Below are 17,845 nucleotides of genomic sequence, written 5' to 3'. Positions count from 1 at the left end.
CAAGTTCGGTCTGAAAATATTATGCTCAAACTGTGAATGTTATTTGAGCAAAAATCTAGACCATAAAGCAATACATTTTGACATAAAGCCCACTAAATAGTGAGCAGAATTCTTAGGGATTTAAATGATTTTCCTAAAATGGTACAGGACAGTGAAATTCCACTGTTTGCTCAGTTTCAGGATTGTTAAAACTCAAGCGCTCAGCATGTAAACATAAGCGCGGCATCAGCTGCTGTTGCTCAGGTGTTGCATACAAAGTATCACCAACAATAGGATGACCTAAATATTGCATATGAACACGAAGCTGATGTGATCGACCAGTAATAGGAGTTAATACTACGCGTGTTACGGATTGACCCTGAATCTCAAAATGTTCAGTGGCTTTCCAATGCGTAAGTGCAGGCTTATTATGTGCAGGATCGGCAATATGCAGTGGCGGATGTTTTGGGTCATACACGACGGGTACATCGACAGTACCTTCACCTTCAAGCGTACCCGCAACCAATGCCTGATATGTTTTTGAAGTTTGACGTTCTTGGAACTGGCGTGAAATTCGATTTTGCCCTTGACGAGTTAATGCAAAAACCAAAATACCTGAGGTATCACGATCCAAACGATGAATGAGCAAAGTATTCGGCTCAATTTGTAATAATCGATTGATAACACAGTCTTGTAAATCTGCTGTTTTTCCCGGAACTGTGAGTAAACCTGCTGGTTTATGGATCACCATAAAGTCAGTGTCACGATGTATCAGGTGTTCGGTTAGAAAATTACTCAAAGTTCAATCCAGTTCTGATCTCGAAAAACAAGGCGGCAATAATAAAAAGCTTAGCCAACAATTACAATGCACAAAGCCATATTTCCCGACGTATTTTCCGATTTAGAACAAAAATAATTCCAATTGGCTTTGTTTAGTCTGTACTGAGCAATTTTTCTAGCAATGCTTTTAAACTTGCATCATCTAAAAAGTCTTCATAACGGATGTTTGCACCATTGGCACGCCACAAACCAATTAAGCTGACCATGGCAACGGAATCAAGCCCATAACTGCGTAAATCGGTTAAGGGATCTATTTCCAATGCCTCCATATCTAGCTGCTCTGCAATAGCCAATAAAATACCTTTGGTTGACAAAACGAATTCCGTTGGTGCTGACAGATTCCAAAGCCGCATCAAATTATAACTACTCATATGATGTATACCTTGGCCTGACATGGAGTCCACCCACTGAATATGCTGTTCCTGATTACTCAGCACAATTGCGTCATCAACGATACAGATTTGCTCTGTTACACTATATAGATGCGGCAAGATCTGTTTCAGCATAGGCGTGATTTGCCCTGCAAAGATCAGCTGCGGGTGTGTTGTTGCATATTCACCAAGTTGCTGCATGCCTTGAAGTAAATCATCACCATATAAATCGACAATTGGAATCTCTAAAGCTTTGGCTTTATTGGTCAGTTGGATCAAATTTTCCATCAACTGCGTATCTTGTATACCCTGCTGCATGCGTAAATTTTGTAAGCCAACCAGTACCAATACTGACTGTGTTGATGACAGCTGCCATTTTGCTTGAGATGGTGCAAATTGGATTTTTTTAGGCATGGGATAAAGCATACAGACTCAGTACATAACTCAAGTTGGAACAATTGATATGCTAACGCAGAATCATATCTGAAAGTGACTTTCGGCTACTGATAATTTACTTTTTGGTCAACTTTAAACTTATAGATTTTTTTAATTCTATTAAGTTTATTAGATAAACCTAAGTTTTGGTTTTATTCAAATTCGGATAAAAAATAATCTTGTAAATATTCAAGTGATTTACCCTCATACAGCAAAGAAAAATCACCATCGTGCTCTTCTAAACTTGAGCTGCCATCAATAACACCTAATACATTACTAATTGAATCAATCATTACTTGTCGTAAGATTGAGAAAAAAATTCTCTTATGTTCGTCTGGCAAAGTATTAAAAAAACTTATTGCTTCAATAAAATAAGGATCTTTTATTTCTGATGGTGAGCAGTCTGTGAACAATCCTTTATAAATTTCTAGGTTTTCGTTAATAATTCCTTTTTTGAGCAGATGAGCTAATTCTTTTGAGTCCATACCTTCCCCTTTATTTTAATTTGTATAACGTCCATTCTTTTTTAAATGAGCATAAAAAATTTTCAAATATAGATATTTTTCTTCAAATATCATTTTTTTATTTTATGATAATTTCTTTAATATTCTTTTCATCCCCAAACAATATTCGAGATACATCAATACTCATAATTGTAAAATATATGTATCGCTGCAGCTCATCCCTAATATACGCATCAAGAATTACATTATTTAATGTAATTCCTAAATCAGTATATTACATAGCATATAAAACTAGCACTGATAGTACCCTAATAAACCCTGATACTTCAAACGACAAGATTTGCTGGACAAGTTTCTTAAATGTTAATGCTGACAAGAGCAGTACTCCTGTCAGCTTATCGTGTTTATTTCTGAGGTTCGACATTCAGTGCAGTCAAAGGTGGTGACATCGGATGTACCGAAGGTTCACCGCCTGCAACACGAGACAGAGGCAGCCACTGTGCAAGTATTGGATTGGTTCGATCAAATAGTGGAGTTAACTTTAATTCAGAAGGTAACAATTCACTCAAAGAGCTCATGCTTTCAAGTTTAGCCAAAGCCTTGATGCTATCTTCAGCCGCATTACCTGTATCCACTTTGGCAGCCACAGTCACAATACTGACTTGCTTTTCATCTTGATTAAACATCAGCCAAGCACTGGACAAACCTAGCGCCTGCGCTTGCTCTCGCAAAGTCGGCCAAACCTCTTTTAGTAGCTGATCTAACTGATCATGCTGTGTAGAAAACCGTTCAAAACGCACAACATGATGTGATGTTGCTAAGGGTTTAAAATCATGAGCACCAGCAACACGCCAAATATATCGCTGTACATTCAAGAAAAATGGACGGCTCCAAAACTTTACATTCGGCTCAAATTCCAATTCTTCACTGGTGAAACGCTCATAATCTTTTACATTTTCCCAAGTATCAAATAAGTAGCGTCCACCAGTCCAAAGCGCACCACTAAAACGGTCAAAACCAAGTGGCATATATTTGTGGCGCATGCCCGGACGCACATCCATGCTGCGACGTTCAATTTCCTGCATATTCACTAAATCATGCATCTTGATTTCACTTGCAACCGGGAAGTCTGAAGTAAACGCTGCTTCTGCCTGAATCGGGCCTGTTTCGTAGTTGAGAATCGCCATGTGTATCTCCTATATTCGTTGTGGAGTTGTATAAATAATTGCTCTCAGCAAGTGCTGAATCAGCTGTTAAACCCACTTTATCGAAAATAAATTCTTGAAAAAGATCTTCAAATTTAATTTACTTATTACATCATGTAATTAATAAGCAGAAATATTATGTTGCGTCACTATGATGATCTGCAAATCGGCAGTCTTGAATTATTCTGTTTAACCGTGGAAAAGAAAAGTTTCTCTGCTGCAGCAATTGCAGCAGGCATTTCTCCTGCCGCAGTCAGTAGAGCGATATCACGTTTAGAAGCAAAATTTGGGGTAAAGCTATTTGTCCGCACTACACGCCAACTTAAAATTACCGATGCTGGGCAGCATTATTATTATTTTTGTAAACAAGCCCTTAACAGCCTACTCGAAGGTGAAATGCAAATCAGCGGTGAACAGGAACACCCCATCGGCTTACTGAAAATTAGCGTGCCCACAGCTTATGCACATTATCGTCTGCTGCCTAAAATGGCTAAGTTTACCGAACTGTTTCCACATATTAAGCTCGAGATTCATGTCAGCAACCATAATGTAAATTTAGTGACTGATGATTATGACATTGCGATTCGCGGTAATGAGTTAACCGACTCTGGCTTAATTGCACGTAAACTTGAAGATGCTGCATTATGCATTGTTGCTACACCTGAATATTTGAAAAGGCACCCTGCACCTATAAACATCGAAGACTTACAGCATCACGAATGTATTTTGTTTGAATTGCCGAGTTCAGGTAAGTCTGGACCGTGGTCACTCATGGATGCAGGCAAAAAAATTATGGTTGATGTGCAAGGAAAAATTACCTGTAAAGATGATTATCTCTCGACCTTAATCTTAGCTAAATCAGGTGCGGGACTGATGCAGGTCTACCGCTTTTCAGTGGAGCAAGAATTACAAAGCGGCGCGTTGGTGGAAGTTCTCAAATCTTATAGCCAAACAACTCGGCCTTTTTATTTACTCTATCCAAAGTCTAACTATCAGTCTTCTAAACTCAAAGCATTTATCAATTTCATGCTAAATGCTTCGGCTCAATCTTAGAAAATTTCGATTTAATGCTATGGGCGAAGTTCCTAGACATTTAAATCAAAATAAAAAAAAGCCCAACATATCGATTGGGCTGAATTATCTATTTCACTCAAGATCATGCTTAGTTTTGCTGCGCGAAAAACTTCTCAATCGCCACTTGTGCAATTTCTGCATCTTGAAATGACTTTACCCCAGACACGCCCATTGCACCCACCAATTGCCCTTCATACAAAATCGGCTCACCACCTTCCAGCATGCCATTAAACGTCTGCATGGTTAAGAAACCCATCTGCCCACCTTTTATCAAATCTTCAAACAATTTAGATGGGCGCTTACTGATGGCTGAACATTTGGCTTTTTCTAAGCATAGATTTGCTGTCATTGGCGCTGCACCATCCATTCGTTTCATCGCCAATAAATTGCCTGTATCATCCATTACCGCAATGCTGACATTAAAACCTTGTTCAACGGCATAAGCATGTGCTGTGTTTAGTAAAAATTCTGCATCTGCCAAAGTTAAATAATGCTTGGTTTTCATTTAAAAATCCTTTTCTTAAAAAGCCGAATTTAAAACAACAAAAAAGCCCACAGCAGGCTGCGGGCTTTATTCTAAAGCAGAATTTACCGATTTAAATGACAATTACTTCATTTCGGCAAAAACTTCTTTCGCCATTTCAATGGTAAATGCAATATCTTCATCGCTATGCGCGCTTGAGAAGAAACCGGCTTCAAATGCTGAAGGCGCTAAGTTTACACCGCGCTGTAACATGCCGTGGAAGAAGGTACGGAAAGCATCTACATCACATTTCAAAATTGAATCAAAACCTGTGATTTCAGTTTGATCTGTAAAGTAAATACCAAACATACCACCTACTTGCTGAGTAAAGAACGGAATGCCCGCTTCGTCTGCAGCAGCTTGTAAGCCTGCAAGCAAACCTGATAATTTTTCAGTCAAAGTTTCATAGAAGCCTGGCTGACGCAAATGTTTAAACATCTCAATACCGGCACGCATAGCCAATGGGTTACCAGACAATGTACCTGCTTGATAAACTTTGCCAAGAGGTGCAATGCATTCCATCACTTCACGCTTGCCGCCAAATGCACCCACAGGCAGGCCAGCACCAATGATCTTGCCTAAAGTAGTCAAGTCAGGCGTTACGCCATAATGCGCTTGCGCACCGCCAAGACCGACACGGAAACCTGTCATTACTTCGTCAATGATGAAGACAGAACCATGTTCATCACATACATCGCGAATGGCTTGCAAGAAACCGTCAATTGGTTTCACCAAATTCATGTTGCCTGCAACTGGCTCGACAATTACACCAGCAATTTCTGAACCGAACTTTGCAAAGCATTCTTTCAGCATGGGAATATCGTTATATGGCAGGGTTAAAGTGTGTTTGGCAAAATCAGCAGGTACACCGGCCGAAGTTGCTTCGCCTTCACCTTTAGTTAAAAGACCAGAACCTGCTTTCACTAAAAGTGAGTCTGAGTGACCATGGTAGCAGCCTTCAAATTTTACAATCTTGTCACGGCCGGTGTAGCCACGAGCAAGACGAATGGCGGTCATGGTTGCTTCAGTCCCTGAGTTGGTCATACGAACCAATTCAATAGACGGCATAATTTCGCAAATGATGTCCGCCAAAGTGGTTTCATGTACAGTTGGCGCACCAAAACTTAAACCATCTACAGCTGCTTCTTGAACTGCTTTAATAATATCTGGCTGAGCATGGCCTAAAATCATTGGCCCCCAAGAACCGACATAGTCGACATAGCGCTTGCCGTCTACGTCATAGAGATATGCGCCTTGCGCTTTTTCAATAAATACCGGAGTTCCACCTACACCATTAAATGCACGTACAGGAGAGTTTACGCCGCCAGGAATATGCTTGCTGGCTTGTTTAAATAATTGTTCTTGCTTAGCAGATAAGCTCATAAAAATTCTCTACTTATTCAATCTAAAAAATAAAATTAAGCTTGTTCAGCAAAAAGCTCAGACCATTCATAAACACGACTGCTGACAGCAGACATTGAACGACCTAATACATCACTAATAACAGCACAAAGATCAGCACCTGCTTCAATGACTTCTGCTGAATTTTCTACAGTTAAACCACCAATTGCACAAATAGGTACATTTAGTTTCGCTTTGGCTTGTTTTAGCGTTTCTAAGCCAATATTGCCTGCTTCAGGCTTAGTTTCAGTTGCAAAAATGGCACCAAAAGCCACATAGTTTGCACCGTCTGCAATTGCCTGCTCAGCCAGTTCTAAAGAGTTATTGCAGCTTCGACCGATCAAAACATTTTTAGGTAAGCGTGCTACAGCTTCAGCAATTGAACCGTCATCTTGCCCTAAATGGACACCCACACCATATTGAACTGCAGTTTCGAGATCATCATTAATGACAAAAGGCACTTTGTACTGATTACACATATTTTTCATGTATTCAATTTCATAAGCCTGATCTTCCTTTGCCACTTTTTTACGACGATATTGCAAAACAGCAACTTCATAAGTTGCCATCGCGCCTTCAAGCTTGGCTAAAAGCAATTCGATAGGATCATCATTGGTAATGAGGTATAAACCACGCATAGTTCAATCACAACTTAAAACTTTTGAATATTATAACGATTAGGTCTGTGAAATGTTGCTTGGGACATAAAATTTTAATGCTTTGCTGCTGAGAAAGTTATATTCCTTTTCACAGGACTACTTATATAAATGTTTAATTAAATTTTCTGTAGAAAATGGCAAAAAATACCTATTTTCAGGTATAGAACAAAACTGATACAAATTATTTAATAGTGCACCAGAAGAACTCAAAACGCAGCGCATAAAAACACAACACTTTTATAAAAATAAAAATTTGTAACCTATTAGACTTTTTGGTGCTTGGTAAGAAACGTTTTGGGGAGCGTTCAGAGCATCAAAAAGTCTAGCCTATTTTATAAAAGTTTTTATTGTTATATATTTCAAACAATAGACTTTTCTAAGGCCATAAAAAAAGCCTAGAGAAGGTCACTCTAGGCTCGGAAAACTGGGGTTTATCGACTATTCATGTTTTAGATAAGAATTAAATAAACAATATGAACATTATTAGACTAATCACTCTAATTTTGCAAGTCATTTACTCAAAAAAATCACACCCATATCCATAAAAATTAAGCGTTTGATTAATAAACAATTAACTATCAATCTTATCTAAATTGCGGTCTTTTAAGCTTAAGTTCCCCTTCACAATATCAGACAGCATGCGCCAATCGGAAATAAAACTGTACAAAGGTTGCTTGAAACTAGCTGGCTTATTTTTTTCAAAGAAAAAATGTCCGACCCATGCACAGGCATAGCCTGAAACCAGGCCATAAGCAAAATACTTCGGTTGTCTTTTTAAAATTGCTTTTGCAAAGAAATAGAGTCCAATACTGCTGCCTGTGGCATGTAAACGTCGGCTCATGATATTTCGATGTTCAGTCAAATAAAATCGATAAAATTGCGAGTAGTCACGAATAGGTAACTGAAATTCGGGCTTTAAATCTCGATTAAACTCGGGTTGTACTTGTGAATTCATTTTGTGCTCATCCTGAACTTATTTTTAATCAACATAGCTCAAAACTCGCCCACTTTAAAGGCGTAAAATTTTATTTTGTCCCAATGTAACTCAAGCAATAGTGAATTATACAATTGATGGAATATCCATCTTTTAAAACTTTTCTTAGTCCAAAAGCAGAGTTTTCAAATCCGTCAAGTCTTACTTCTCAACTGTTTTTCGCTACAATCGACACGCGTTTAGCTGATAGAAAATTTACGCACATTTTAGTTTTTCATTTTTATAAAAATTTAAAGATCGCTTTATGCCAGATCATGAAGTTGTAACATCAGGACAGAAAACCATGGTTGAAGTTGAATTAAAGTTCCAGATTCCAGAAGCACGTCGAACTGCATTATTAAAGGTACTCGATCCAAAAAAATCGGAACAAATTCAACTTAAAGCTAAATATTTTGATACCCCAGATCGAAAAATGGCACAGCAGCATGCAGCTTTGCGTCAACGTTTAGAAGGAACGCGCTGGATTCAAACCCTGAAAGCTGCAGGTAAAAGTCACATTGAACGGTTTGAACATAACTTAGATTTGGGCGAGCATGAACAAGCCCCTGCCCTAGATTTATCGGTCTATGCCAATGAAGCTGAAGTTCAGTCAGTTTTAAAAACCACTTTAGGCGATCAGCAGGATTCGTTACAACTTCAGTTTGAAACAGATATTCTCAGAACTTATCGCGTCATAGAGTTTGAAGATGCCAAGATCGAAGTTTGCTTAGATGTCGGCTGTATCCGCAGCAACAGCACAGAAACAGAAGTTCATGAAGTTGAATTTGAGCTTAAAAGTGGCTCTATTCAATCACTCCTTGCCTTTAGTTTCGAATGGGTTAAAAAGTATCATTTATGGTTAGATGTTCGCAGTAAAGCGGAAATCGGGAATTTGCTGGCGTTTAATCAAACTGTGAGTCCAGCAGTTGAGGCTAAAGAATTTCAACTCAGTAAAAAAGATACTGCCGCAAAAAACTTACGACTTTTAATTGCACAGGAAATGCAGCACCTTCTGCCTAATATTGCCGCAATTTCTGCAGGCGTTGCTCAGGCAGAGCACATTATACAAGCTCAGAAAGCACTCCATCATCTACAATTAACCATTTCGCTGTTTAAAGATTGGAACAGTGATATCGTTGAAAAATGGGCATTGCAATTAGGCGCATTTAAACAGCAGTTTGAACAATTACATCATTTTGAGCACATGCAAAATACTTTGGGAGGCTTTTTACAAAACCCAACGACTTCAGAAAATTTAACTAAAGATATTTTGTATTGCAAAGAGAAGTTAGGCAATTTGGTTAAATCGACTCAAAATGTACATCATTATCTTGAGCTTTTAATGTTTAGTTTGAAAGTCGATGATGCGCCGCAGCAACATGATTTTAAATGGTATGCTCAAACAACCCTGCAAAACCAATATAAAGCCCTTCAAGAGGCTTTAAATGATGCCGACATTAACAATTTTGAAAGCTTAGATGTGCTTTCTCAGCGCATACAAGAGCTTAAATTTAGCTTCCCAATTTTGACGTCTATTTATGATGTAAAAAACTTGCAGAAATATAGTAAAGCGCTCAATGATGCACAAGTCGCGGCTCAGGAATATCAAGTCCTTTCCTCTTCTGCACAATATATTCAGCAAACAGAGCTGGAAGCTAGTGATTGGTTTGTTCTCGGTTGGTTGACGGCAAAACTAGAGGTTTATGCAGATAAACTTTTAGAAGCGACAGAACAATTCCTTGTCAGCCGAAAACTCATTAAGTAAAATCAAAAAGGGAGATTCAATGAGTCTCCCTTTTTATTTGCATCCCACATTGTCATATAGATATTCATTTGTTGAACATTCAGATTCAAAGTCGGCTAATTTCAATTCATCATTTCTTTAGTTTGACTCAGTTACATTGAAATATTTTGAGAAGCTATTATTTTTGTTTTCTGGATAAAAACTTTTAAAATAAGCTATCTGAAAAATTAGATTCAGGGTGGTTTTATGTTTAATAGTCACATACCTGTAATTCATCCCCTATTTTCATTTTCACTTATATTTATCATTTTCCCATTACTGAGTGCTTGTAGTGAACAACATAAGCCTGTGCAAAGCACCGAATTAAGGCGCACGGCATCCTTACAAGTAGAAAAGCCGCTTTCTCCAACTCAAAATTTTGATCAGATACGACGAACCTTTAAAGTCCTGCGCAATAATAATGAGGACTATGGTGATGAGTCTTACCAAATCAAAACCGATGCTGGCATACTAAGTATTTACAGTATGAACTTGAATCCGCAACAAGGTCAGTTACTATCCAGCGTCAAGTCTGGAGAATGTCTAACTCTATCGAGTCAAAGTGACAATTTAATTGCGGTTGATGGTTATATCAGTGTGATGGAATTGGGTGACATTAAAATTCATCCCTGCAAATAAACATCAAAATAGTATTTGCATAACAGTCATTCAAAAAAACTAAGAAAAGTACGTTAAGACTACGCTGCTATTGGGAGTTTAATTCATGATCCATACTGATTGGACCTTGTGCTAACACCCCCCATGATTTCATCGCATTACTCACCATGCGCTGTAATTGCATCAAGGCCATACCATCACGTGCTTGTATGGTCATCCCTTGTAATAAGGTCATATAAAAATCCGTCAATTGCTCTGCATGAGCCAAACTTTCAATTTCCGCATTGTGTACACCTATAGCGAGCCGATCCATAATTTTAGTTTTGGTATAGGCACGACGTTGTTTGAGCTGTTCTTGTACGGTTTGGTTTTGCTGTGAACAATTCATTGTTGCCACCACCACCATGCAACCTTTAGGTTTATTGGCTTGTACCAAATGCTGAATACTGTCATATAGGTACAATTCCATCGCAATTTTAGCCGTTTGACCTGCTTGTAGAATTTTTTCTGCTGGCTGAACTTCGTGTTCACTATAGTATTCAATACATTTTTCAAAAAGCGCGGCTTTATCGCCAAACGTGCCGTATAGGCTAGGTGCGGTGATATTCAAAGCTTGAGTCAAATCACTGATCGACGTTCCTTCATAGCCAAATTGCCAAAACAACATCATCGCCTTTTCCAAAGCTTGCTGTTCATTAAAACATTTAGGTCGTCCACGCTTCTTGACCAAATCGGCTGAATTAGCATGCTGATTTTCTTGCTTTGAATCATTCATCATAAGCTAACATTTATATTTTATAACATTCACTAATAAAATAATTGACGCTCACAATTTAATCAAATAGTTTATTTTTATAACAGTCACTATTAAATTAAATAATTAAGGTGTAACGCTATGAATACGCATGCTACAGCTTTAAAACCAGATAAACAGTTGACGCAGCAGCCTGATGAATCTTCGCCCAATCAAGGGAATTGGTTTGCAATCCTCACGGTTGCCATTACAGCTTTCGCGCTAGTCACCAGTGAGTTTTTACCCATTGGCGTGTTAAATGCCATTGCTCAAGATTTAAAGATTAGTGTAGGTACCGCAGGTTGGGTGATTACCCTCCCCGGCATTATGGGTGCGATCGCAGCGCCCCTGCTTTCTGTTGCTGTGAAGCAACTTGACCGTCGTATCTTACTGATTGCCTTAACCGTGATTATGGTCATTGCTAATTTTATAACTGGCTTCGCAGAAAGCTTTGTACTGTTGTTGTTTAGCCGTTTTCTACTGGGTATTGCTATCGGTGGATTTTGGGCAACAGCCATAGCCTTAAGTGGACGTGTCGCACCAAGTCATGTCGCCATAGCCAAAGCCACTGCGATCGTCATGGCAGGTGTTACCCTAGCGACGGTATTAGGTGTTCCACTAGGTACATGGCTAAGTGACTGGTTAGGTTGGCGTAGTGCATTTCAAATCATTGCAGCAATCGGAATCATCATCTTAGTTTTAGAAATCAAATTTCTCCCAAAACTTCCACCGACATCGGCTATTCGATTTAGTGATTTACCTGCACTGATTCAACATGATAAAGCACGTAAAGGACTGATTATTATTTTATTAATTGGTTTTGCTCATTTTTCGTCTTATAGCTATCTCGCCCCATTTTTTAAGAATCATGCAGGCTTTGATGCGACCACCATCAGTTCATTATTATTGATCTACGGCATCGCAGGTTTCTTTGGTAATTTATTTGCAGGTTATGGCAGCAACATCAATGTCCGCTATACCCTTGCTTTTGTTGCATTCAGTTTTATCGTGGTATTTTTTAGCTTTCCACACTTTGCAGTTCACCTATTCGGTGCATATCTTTTAACCGCATTATGGGGTTTCGCTTTTGGGGCATTTCCTACAACGGCCAATATCTGGATGTTTGTACATGCCCCTGAAGCAGTTGAAAAAGGCATGCCGCTGTTTATTGGTATTTTCCAACTCATGATCGCGTGTGGCTCTCTGTTTGGCGGCTATATTGTCGATCATTTTAATGCCAATACCTTATTGTATTCGGTGATGATCTTTGTCGCCTTCGCCATAGTGGCTATTTTCACATTAGGGCGTGGATTAAATAATCCAAAGCTTCCTTGTGCAGCGAACTAAGTCCACGCTCTAACTAATGTCGTCAAAACATTTGATTAACGATATTTCCCAAAGATTTTCCACGTATTGTTATCTGCTAAAGGGTCACTATAGCTATCACTACGGGCTTTACGTGGTTTGTCACGGGCATCCACCAATTTAAAGTCGTTTTCGACACTGAGTACAATGCCATTCACATAAAAACGGGTACGGGTATAATCACTTTGCCCATGTTGAAATACATAGGTTCTGAGGTCAATAAATTCACGGTGTGCGACCAAAGCTGCCGTATCATCGCTGTCTAGCCATAGCCGCATCGCTTGAATTTGATCTGCTTCAAATTGCCCACATTTTTCAACTAAGCTGGCAATACTACGAAAGGTTTTAGATTCTTTCGCACGTGTTTTGTTGATTCGAATACGATCCACGTGAAAATAAAAAAGCGGCAGATTCAAATGACTTGGCAAATGAATTGCATCAAGGACTTCATCTTCCATAAAGGGCTGAAATAAGTCTTGAGCACGTTCGATTAAGCCTGTCCACTGCGCATAATATTCAGCCACTTCAGACTGTGTACCATAATAAATGGGCAGCCCTTCTACATTGGCTAAGGTTGAGGGCGGCCAAATATTTTGTCGAAGTAAGGCAATATCACTTTTCAGACTTTGCACTGCGATTGCATCTTGCATGGAGCATTCCATTCTACTTAGGCTATTTTTAGATTAAGTCAAAGGTTTAGTTTCTGCAAGGCTTTGCCTATAATACTGCATTAGATTTTTATGCTAGGACACATTCATGGTTCAAAAGATTGAAGCTACTGATGTAACCGAAGAAGAAGCGTTGAATGCAGCTTTCTTTGAACGTGCGGATGAATTTATTAAACAAGCCAATGAATTTTGTCGTGTTGAAAAAGGTTCTCAAGTCAAACCTGCAGAAATGCGCGGTCAAGTGAGTGCTGCCATGTTATTTGGTACTGCTCGCTTTAATACTTGGGTTGCTGCAAATGGCTTCAAAGATGGCAAAGAAATGCGTGATGCCAAAGATCAAGTGATGTCTTATATTCTTCAACAATTTCAAATGATGCTTGAAGATAATTATGATGAATATTGCGAACAGTTTGAAAACTATCTTCGCTTCCGTCATAACGAAGAATTCCATGCAAATAAGCATGATCACGACCACGATCATCAGCATTAATCAAAAGCCCTTCGGGGCTTTTTTTATACAACTTCTCTTTCACAAAGCTTTGATTTAATATTTAGTCATAACGTTGTATTTTCATCATTCATGCTATTTTCAGTGCCTCGCGTATTCGAAAATACAATGAAATACGCAAGAAATGGACATGGTTTTAAGGACAAGGATAGCAATGCAGACGCTCGATTTTGCCATCGTGGATTCACATATACATCAATGGGATCCATACAATACCCCACATGCCGCTTCACTTGCCGTGAAATTATTGGGTAAACATCCCTACTTGCTCGACAAAATGATGCGCTTAGTTAAGCCGCAAGAATTAATTGACACGGTTGGCTTAACCAAACATGTGACGACACCGTATTTGCCTAAAAATTATAAGCAAGATGCAGGACATTATCAGGTCGATCAAATGGTACATGTAGAAGCGAGCTGGCATGACCATAAAGGCAAAGGGGTGGTTGGTGAAACCAAGTTTATTGAATCCTTAGATTTTAACGCTCAAAAAATTAAACTTGGCGCCATAGTCGGCACTGCAGACCCATGTGACAGTAGTTTTAAGAAAATTCTTAAAATGCATAAACAAGCTTCCCCACATTTTCGTGGCATACGAAAAATGGCAGCTGTACATGAAGACCCAAAAGTTCATGCATGGACCAATGAGCCCCATCTCTATACCAATAAAAAATTTATGAAAGGTTTTGAAGCCCTTGCTCAAATGAATTTAAGTTTTGATGCATGGGTTTATTCAGACCAAATTCGTGATATAACCGCTTTAGCACGTGCTTTCCCTGAAACATCTATCGTTCTGGATCATTTTGGGACACCTGTCGGTGCCTTTGGACCTGTCGGCTCACATACAGGCTTAACCCAAACTTCACGTGACAATATCATGTTTCGTTGGAAAGATGATTTAGCTGAACTGGCAAGTTGCCCAAATGTTTATACCAAAATGTCTGGTTTATTCATGCCTGTGCTGGGTCATCAGTTTCATAAAGAACAACGCCTTGCATCTAAACAAGAGATTTTCGATTGTGCCTTCCCGCTTATTTCGCATGCTCTACAATCCTTTGGGAAATACCGTGTGATGTTTGGCTCAAACTTCCCGATGGATAGTGTGAGTGCATCTTTGGTGAATATTATTGACGCATTTTCAGATGCGGTGGCGAGTTATGATCCTGATGCACTGACTTTAGTCTTCCAACAAAATGCCCGTCAGTTCTACCGCCTATAAGTTCGTTAAGAAAATCTCGCTATCAAGTTATCCATTGTAGCTCAAAAAAATCCTCCATCTGGAGGATTTTTTTATTAAGTTTATTTTTGAGTAGATTTTGCGGCTTGACCATATTGGTCAGCCATCACCTCAACCAAACGCTCAGGTTGAATATATTTTTTGATGACAGCATTAACATCCGCTTTGGTCAAACTAGCAATGCGTTGATCACGCTTTTCACGATAGTTTAAATCACGACCTTTTTCTAACTGTGGAATCAACATACTATGAATGCGACGGTCATCTTCAAGTGCAGTTAAACGCTTTTTCAAAATACTGGCTTTGGCTGCTTCTACTTCCTGTTCCGTCACACCATTTTTCAATAAGTTTTGCAACACTTTATGAACAGACTGAGAAACTTGTGCTGATTTACCCGCAGTGTAGTTTGCATCAATACTCAGTACACCTGAATTCACCCATTCATCAAAATTAATGTCTGCACTAAAACCATAAACCAGTGCATTCTTTTCACGTAACTCTTGAGCTAGACGTGAAGACAACTGTGAATCACCGAGTATGTGGCGTAATACTTGTAACGCAGGAGAATCGGTATGCTCTACACCTACAGGTAGAGTCATAATGGCTTGGTAACTACCAAACTCACGCTGTTCAGACAATGCATGCACTTTCTGTGCAGGATATGCCGTAAACGTAGACTCTAAGCGTTGATAAGGTTCGCTGGTTTTCCAATCTGCAAATTCTTTTTTCAGAATTTTTTCTATTTGCTTGGTATCAAAATCACCTGTTACCGCAATTTGTGCATGCTGTGTTTTAAAGAATTTTTGATGTAACTGCTGCACTTGATCACGTGTAGCTGACTCAATTTGTTTTTTCGCAAGTTCAGGTTCGAAGTGATAACGAATATCCCCCGGCTGATAGATCTCGACAATACGCGACAAAGTCATTGCTGCAACGGTATCTGGCTCTGTATAAGGTCGATCCAAGCTCGACAAACTTTGCGCTTTGATTAAATCAAATTGTGATTGTTCAAATGCTGGCGCTTTAATAACATCAATGACATATTGCAAAAATTCAGCAAATTTTTCTTTACGAGCAACCACTTGAATCATGAGGCCATTATCATTTGCACTGACCGTTGCGCCGCCACCGACATCAATAATTTTATCGGCAATTTGCTGCAAGCTTTGATCTTTAGATGCACGGAACATAAGGTAAGCTGTTAAATCTAGCAACTCCCCTTTATTCATTAAGCTTTGTGCTGTACCAAAATCCAATGCAATTGTTGCATAGGTCTTGTCATCACGAGTTTTGGTTGGGAACAATGCATACTGAATGCCGTTTTTAAATTTAGCCCGCTGAATCTGCTTTTCTTTCTGATTTAAATATTGCTTAGACTCTGCAACATATTGCTTCACTTCAGCACGATAAACACTCGCATCTTTCAACGGCTCTTCTGCAGGCGCTTGCTGATCTAAAGTTTCAGCAGGTTTCGACGCAGCCTGTTGCTGTGCTTTCTTCTGGTCTTCAGGTGTTGGTAGAATATTTCCTGTGACAAGGTATTCAGGCTTTAGAAAATCCTTATACACTTGATTCACGTCGCTTACACTCAGCTTTTGTACTTTATCTAAGTCTCTGAAATATTGAGACCAGTCCCCGTTATAAGCCACAGTATAAGAACTAAGACGCTCGCCAAGTGCTGTTGCGCTATTTTTGACATTGTCAGCCATATTTCGAGTCAAGCTTTTAACACGGTTTAGCTCAACATCATTAAAGGCTTTATTCTGCTCTACACCTTGTGCCAGACTGGTTGCCACTTTGTTTGCATCATGACTTGGGCCATATATCGCCCCCATAAACACCAAATTAAAATCTTTATCTAACCATGTGGTCGATTGAACTGCGGTTGCTGTCCCTGTTTCCACCATGCTTTGATACAAATGCCCACTTGGCTGTAAGGTATACAAAGTTGGAGATACCGCCAAAGCAGTTTTAATCGGTTCGACTGCACCATTTAAATAAATATTAAATTTGCCAAAGTCACTACCCTTATGAACAGTAAATTCGCGTTGCTTTAATTTCGTTCCATCTAATTTAGGGACTTTGGCCTGTTCAGGAATTTGACGTGCGGCAATTGGGCTAAATTGTTGATCAATTTGTTTTAATACAGCCGCTTTATCAAACTTACCAGAAATCACCATCACTGCATTATTTGGCGCATACCAACGGCGATAGAACTGGTTTAATTCGTTCATATTGATCGATTGAAGTTCTTTCAAATCACCAATCGGTAAGCGGCCTAAAGATTGATTGCCATAGGCTTCTTTTAAAACTTGGTCGATTAACACTGAAAATGGCTGATCTAAACGAATTTCACGTTCACGCTTAACGATATCAATTTCTGTCGGTACAAATTTTTCCTGAAGTACCAATTTATCCATCCGTTCTGCTTCCAAATGCAAAACTTGATCGATTGAACTTTGTTCAGGACGAATCACATTGGTGTATTTCGTTGAATAATAATCCGTACTGGCATTGGTCATCAGCGTGAATTGGTCTAAGCGACGCTGAAATTCATCACCTTTGACATTTTCAGTGCCTTTAAAAGCCAAATGTTCAAGCAAATGCGCTAAACCACCTTTGCCCTCAGGGTCATTTAATGAACCCGTGAAATACACCGTATTCATAAACACTTTGCTTTCTTTATCGTTTTGCGCCAAAACCACACGAAAACCGTTGTCTAATTTATATTCTTCAATGGCTTGTTCAGTTTTAACCAATACAGGTTGAGCAAAGAGGCTTGTACTTAAACCTGCAAAAAAAAGTGAAAGCGTTAAATGTTTAATACGCATGTAATTCAAGTGTCCTTTATATTTAGCATCGATCAGCGCAGTGCTGTCGATCAGATTGGTTTTGATTTTATGCTGAGCTTTTCTGGATTAATAGTTACTTTTTATTAAATACATGCTG

Annotated in this window: 17 protein-coding genes; 6 read left to right on the top strand and 11 right to left on the bottom strand. The window is 39.0% G+C overall.

Annotation, left to right across the window (positions count from 1 at the left end):
* Positions 1 to 133 precede the first annotated feature (133 nt).
* The 4 genes from FTU22_RS10045 to FTU22_RS10030 all read right to left on the bottom strand — a co-directional run bounded on the left by FTU22_RS10045 (position 134) and on the right by FTU22_RS10030 (position 3,276).
* Positions 134 to 778 (bottom strand): RluA family pseudouridine synthase, encoded by a 645-nt coding sequence (locus tag FTU22_RS10045; protein ID WP_180094255.1) that lies wholly within the window; start codon positions 776 to 778, stop codon positions 134 to 136.
* Between the two features lie 133 nt (positions 779 to 911).
* Positions 912 to 1,616, bottom strand: coding sequence for a phosphopantetheine-binding protein (locus tag FTU22_RS10040; protein WP_180094253.1), 705 nt, complete (start codon positions 1,614 to 1,616; stop codon positions 912 to 914).
* Between the two features lie 161 nt (positions 1,617 to 1,777).
* Positions 1,778 to 2,110: a hypothetical protein gene (locus FTU22_RS10035; protein ID WP_078193595.1), complete on the bottom strand. Its 333-nt coding sequence runs from the start codon at positions 2,108 to 2,110 to the stop codon at positions 1,778 to 1,780.
* A 383-nt stretch (positions 2,111 to 2,493) separates the two neighbouring features.
* The gene (locus FTU22_RS10030; protein ID WP_180094252.1) at positions 2,494 to 3,276 is read right to left on the bottom strand and encodes a hypothetical protein; all 783 of its coding nucleotides are present in this window, start codon (positions 3,274 to 3,276) and stop codon (positions 2,494 to 2,496) included.
* A gap of 156 nt (positions 3,277 to 3,432) precedes the next feature.
* Here FTU22_RS10030 and FTU22_RS10025 point away from each other — a divergent pair, with 156 nt between their 5' ends.
* Positions 3,433 to 4,347, top strand: a complete 915-nt coding sequence (locus tag FTU22_RS10025) for a LysR family transcriptional regulator (RefSeq protein ID WP_180094249.1) — start codon at positions 3,433 to 3,435, stop codon at positions 4,345 to 4,347.
* Positions 4,348 to 4,456: 109 nt separating this feature from the next.
* On the opposite strand, the gene FTU22_RS10020 is transcribed toward FTU22_RS10025, so the two are convergent.
* The 4 genes from FTU22_RS10020 to FTU22_RS10005 form a co-directional block, all read right to left on the bottom strand.
* Positions 4,457 to 4,873 (bottom strand): heme-binding protein, encoded by a 417-nt coding sequence (locus FTU22_RS10020; RefSeq protein WP_180023855.1) that lies wholly within the window; start codon positions 4,871 to 4,873, stop codon positions 4,457 to 4,459.
* Between the two features lie 102 nt (positions 4,874 to 4,975).
* Positions 4,976 to 6,274 carry a glutamate-1-semialdehyde 2,1-aminomutase gene (gene hemL, locus FTU22_RS10015; protein WP_180094248.1) on the bottom strand — a complete coding sequence of 433 codons (1,299 nt, stop codon included), beginning with the start codon at positions 6,272 to 6,274 and terminating at the stop codon, positions 4,976 to 4,978.
* Between the two features lie 35 nt (positions 6,275 to 6,309).
* Positions 6,310 to 6,930, bottom strand: a complete 621-nt coding sequence (gene thiE / locus FTU22_RS10010; RefSeq protein ID WP_078188828.1) for a thiamine phosphate synthase — start codon at positions 6,928 to 6,930, stop codon at positions 6,310 to 6,312.
* Positions 6,931 to 7,522: 592 nt separating this feature from the next.
* Positions 7,523 to 7,906 carry a DUF962 domain-containing protein gene (locus tag FTU22_RS10005; RefSeq protein ID WP_180094246.1) on the bottom strand — a complete coding sequence of 128 codons (384 nt, stop codon included), beginning with the start codon at positions 7,904 to 7,906 and terminating at the stop codon, positions 7,523 to 7,525.
* A 322-nt stretch (positions 7,907 to 8,228) separates the two neighbouring features.
* Between FTU22_RS10005 and FTU22_RS10000 the strand changes: the two genes are divergently transcribed.
* Positions 8,229 to 9,689 (top strand): inorganic triphosphatase, encoded by a 1,461-nt coding sequence (locus FTU22_RS10000; RefSeq protein ID WP_180094310.1) that lies wholly within the window; start codon positions 8,229 to 8,231, stop codon positions 9,687 to 9,689.
* Positions 9,690 to 9,914: 225 nt separating this feature from the next.
* On the top strand, positions 9,915 to 10,346 hold the full coding sequence (locus FTU22_RS09995; RefSeq protein ID WP_180094244.1) for a hypothetical protein: 432 nt from the start codon (positions 9,915 to 9,917) through the stop codon (positions 10,344 to 10,346).
* 67 nt (positions 10,347 to 10,413) lie between these two features.
* On the opposite strand, the gene FTU22_RS09990 is transcribed toward FTU22_RS09995, so the two are convergent.
* A complete protein-coding gene (locus FTU22_RS09990) occupies positions 10,414 to 11,100 on the bottom strand; it encodes a TetR/AcrR family transcriptional regulator (RefSeq protein ID WP_180094308.1) in 687 nt (228 codons plus the stop codon).
* A 120-nt stretch (positions 11,101 to 11,220) separates the two neighbouring features.
* Here FTU22_RS09990 and FTU22_RS09985 point away from each other — a divergent pair, with 120 nt between their 5' ends.
* On the top strand, positions 11,221 to 12,465 hold the full coding sequence (locus tag FTU22_RS09985; protein ID WP_180094242.1) for an MFS transporter: 1,245 nt from the start codon (positions 11,221 to 11,223) through the stop codon (positions 12,463 to 12,465).
* A 35-nt stretch (positions 12,466 to 12,500) separates the two neighbouring features.
* Here FTU22_RS09985 and FTU22_RS09980 read toward each other — a convergent pair whose 3' ends face one another.
* Complete coding sequence (locus FTU22_RS09980; protein ID WP_180094240.1) at positions 12,501 to 13,133, bottom strand: hypothetical protein; 633 nt, start codon at positions 13,131 to 13,133, stop codon at positions 12,501 to 12,503.
* Between the two features lie 106 nt (positions 13,134 to 13,239).
* Here FTU22_RS09980 and FTU22_RS09975 point away from each other — a divergent pair, with 106 nt between their 5' ends.
* Both FTU22_RS09975 and FTU22_RS09970 read left to right on the top strand, forming a co-directional pair.
* Positions 13,240 to 13,641: a DUF3144 domain-containing protein gene (locus tag FTU22_RS09975; RefSeq protein WP_078188837.1), complete on the top strand. Its 402-nt coding sequence runs from the start codon at positions 13,240 to 13,242 to the stop codon at positions 13,639 to 13,641.
* 172 nt (positions 13,642 to 13,813) lie between these two features.
* Positions 13,814 to 14,878, top strand: coding sequence for an amidohydrolase (locus FTU22_RS09970; RefSeq protein WP_180094238.1), 1,065 nt, complete (start codon positions 13,814 to 13,816; stop codon positions 14,876 to 14,878).
* Positions 14,879 to 14,958: 80 nt separating this feature from the next.
* Here FTU22_RS09970 and FTU22_RS09965 read toward each other — a convergent pair whose 3' ends face one another.
* Positions 14,959 to 17,727, bottom strand: a complete 2,769-nt coding sequence (locus tag FTU22_RS09965) for a pitrilysin family protein (RefSeq protein ID WP_180094236.1) — start codon at positions 17,725 to 17,727, stop codon at positions 14,959 to 14,961.
* Positions 17,728 to 17,845 lie beyond the last annotated feature (118 nt).

The sequence above is a fragment of the Acinetobacter sp. YH12076 genome, assembly GCF_013419525.1.
Classification (GTDB): domain Bacteria; phylum Pseudomonadota; class Gammaproteobacteria; order Pseudomonadales; family Moraxellaceae; genus Acinetobacter; species Acinetobacter amyesii.
The sequence above is the reverse complement of the archived record's forward strand: the minus strand, read 5'-3'. Positions and strand labels throughout refer to the sequence as shown.

What these genes read in the sequence shown, in the direction of transcription:
- FTU22_RS10040 (WP_180094253.1), bottom strand. Translation starts at nt 1,616, where the DNA reads ATGCTTTATCCCATGCCTAAAAAAATCCAATTTGCACCATCTCAAGCA.
- FTU22_RS10035 (WP_078193595.1), bottom strand. Translation starts at nt 2,110, where the DNA reads ATGGACTCAAAAGAATTAGCTCATCTGCTCAAAAAAGGAATTATTAAC.
- FTU22_RS10030 (WP_180094252.1), bottom strand. Translation starts at nt 3,276, where the DNA reads ATGGCGATTCTCAACTACGAAACAGGCCCGATTCAGGCAGAAGCAGCG.
- FTU22_RS10025 (WP_180094249.1), top strand. Translation starts at nt 3,433, where the DNA reads ATGTTGCGTCACTATGATGATCTGCAAATCGGCAGTCTTGAATTATTC.
- FTU22_RS10020 (WP_180023855.1), bottom strand. Translation starts at nt 4,873, where the DNA reads ATGAAAACCAAGCATTATTTAACTTTGGCAGATGCAGAATTTTTACTA.
- hemL (WP_180094248.1), bottom strand. Translation starts at nt 6,274, where the DNA reads ATGAGCTTATCTGCTAAGCAAGAACAATTATTTAAACAAGCCAGCAAG.
- thiE (WP_078188828.1), bottom strand. Translation starts at nt 6,930, where the DNA reads ATGCGTGGTTTATACCTCATTACCAATGATGATCCTATCGAATTGCTT.
- FTU22_RS10005 (WP_180094246.1), bottom strand. Translation starts at nt 7,906, where the DNA reads ATGAATTCACAAGTACAACCCGAGTTTAATCGAGATTTAAAGCCCGAA.
- FTU22_RS10000 (WP_180094310.1), top strand. Translation starts at nt 8,229, where the DNA reads ATGGTTGAAGTTGAATTAAAGTTCCAGATTCCAGAAGCACGTCGAACT.
- FTU22_RS09995 (WP_180094244.1), top strand. Translation starts at nt 9,915, where the DNA reads ATGTTTAATAGTCACATACCTGTAATTCATCCCCTATTTTCATTTTCA.
- FTU22_RS09990 (WP_180094308.1), bottom strand. Translation starts at nt 11,100, where the DNA reads ATGAATGATTCAAAGCAAGAAAATCAGCATGCTAATTCAGCCGATTTG.
- FTU22_RS09985 (WP_180094242.1), top strand. Translation starts at nt 11,221, where the DNA reads ATGAATACGCATGCTACAGCTTTAAAACCAGATAAACAGTTGACGCAG.
- FTU22_RS09980 (WP_180094240.1), bottom strand. Translation starts at nt 13,133, where the DNA reads ATGCAAGATGCAATCGCAGTGCAAAGTCTGAAAAGTGATATTGCCTTA.
- FTU22_RS09975 (WP_078188837.1), top strand. Translation starts at nt 13,240, where the DNA reads ATGGTTCAAAAGATTGAAGCTACTGATGTAACCGAAGAAGAAGCGTTG.
- FTU22_RS09970 (WP_180094238.1), top strand. Translation starts at nt 13,814, where the DNA reads ATGCAGACGCTCGATTTTGCCATCGTGGATTCACATATACATCAATGG.
- FTU22_RS09965 (WP_180094236.1), bottom strand. Translation starts at nt 17,727, where the DNA reads ATGCGTATTAAACATTTAACGCTTTCACTTTTTTTTGCAGGTTTAAGT.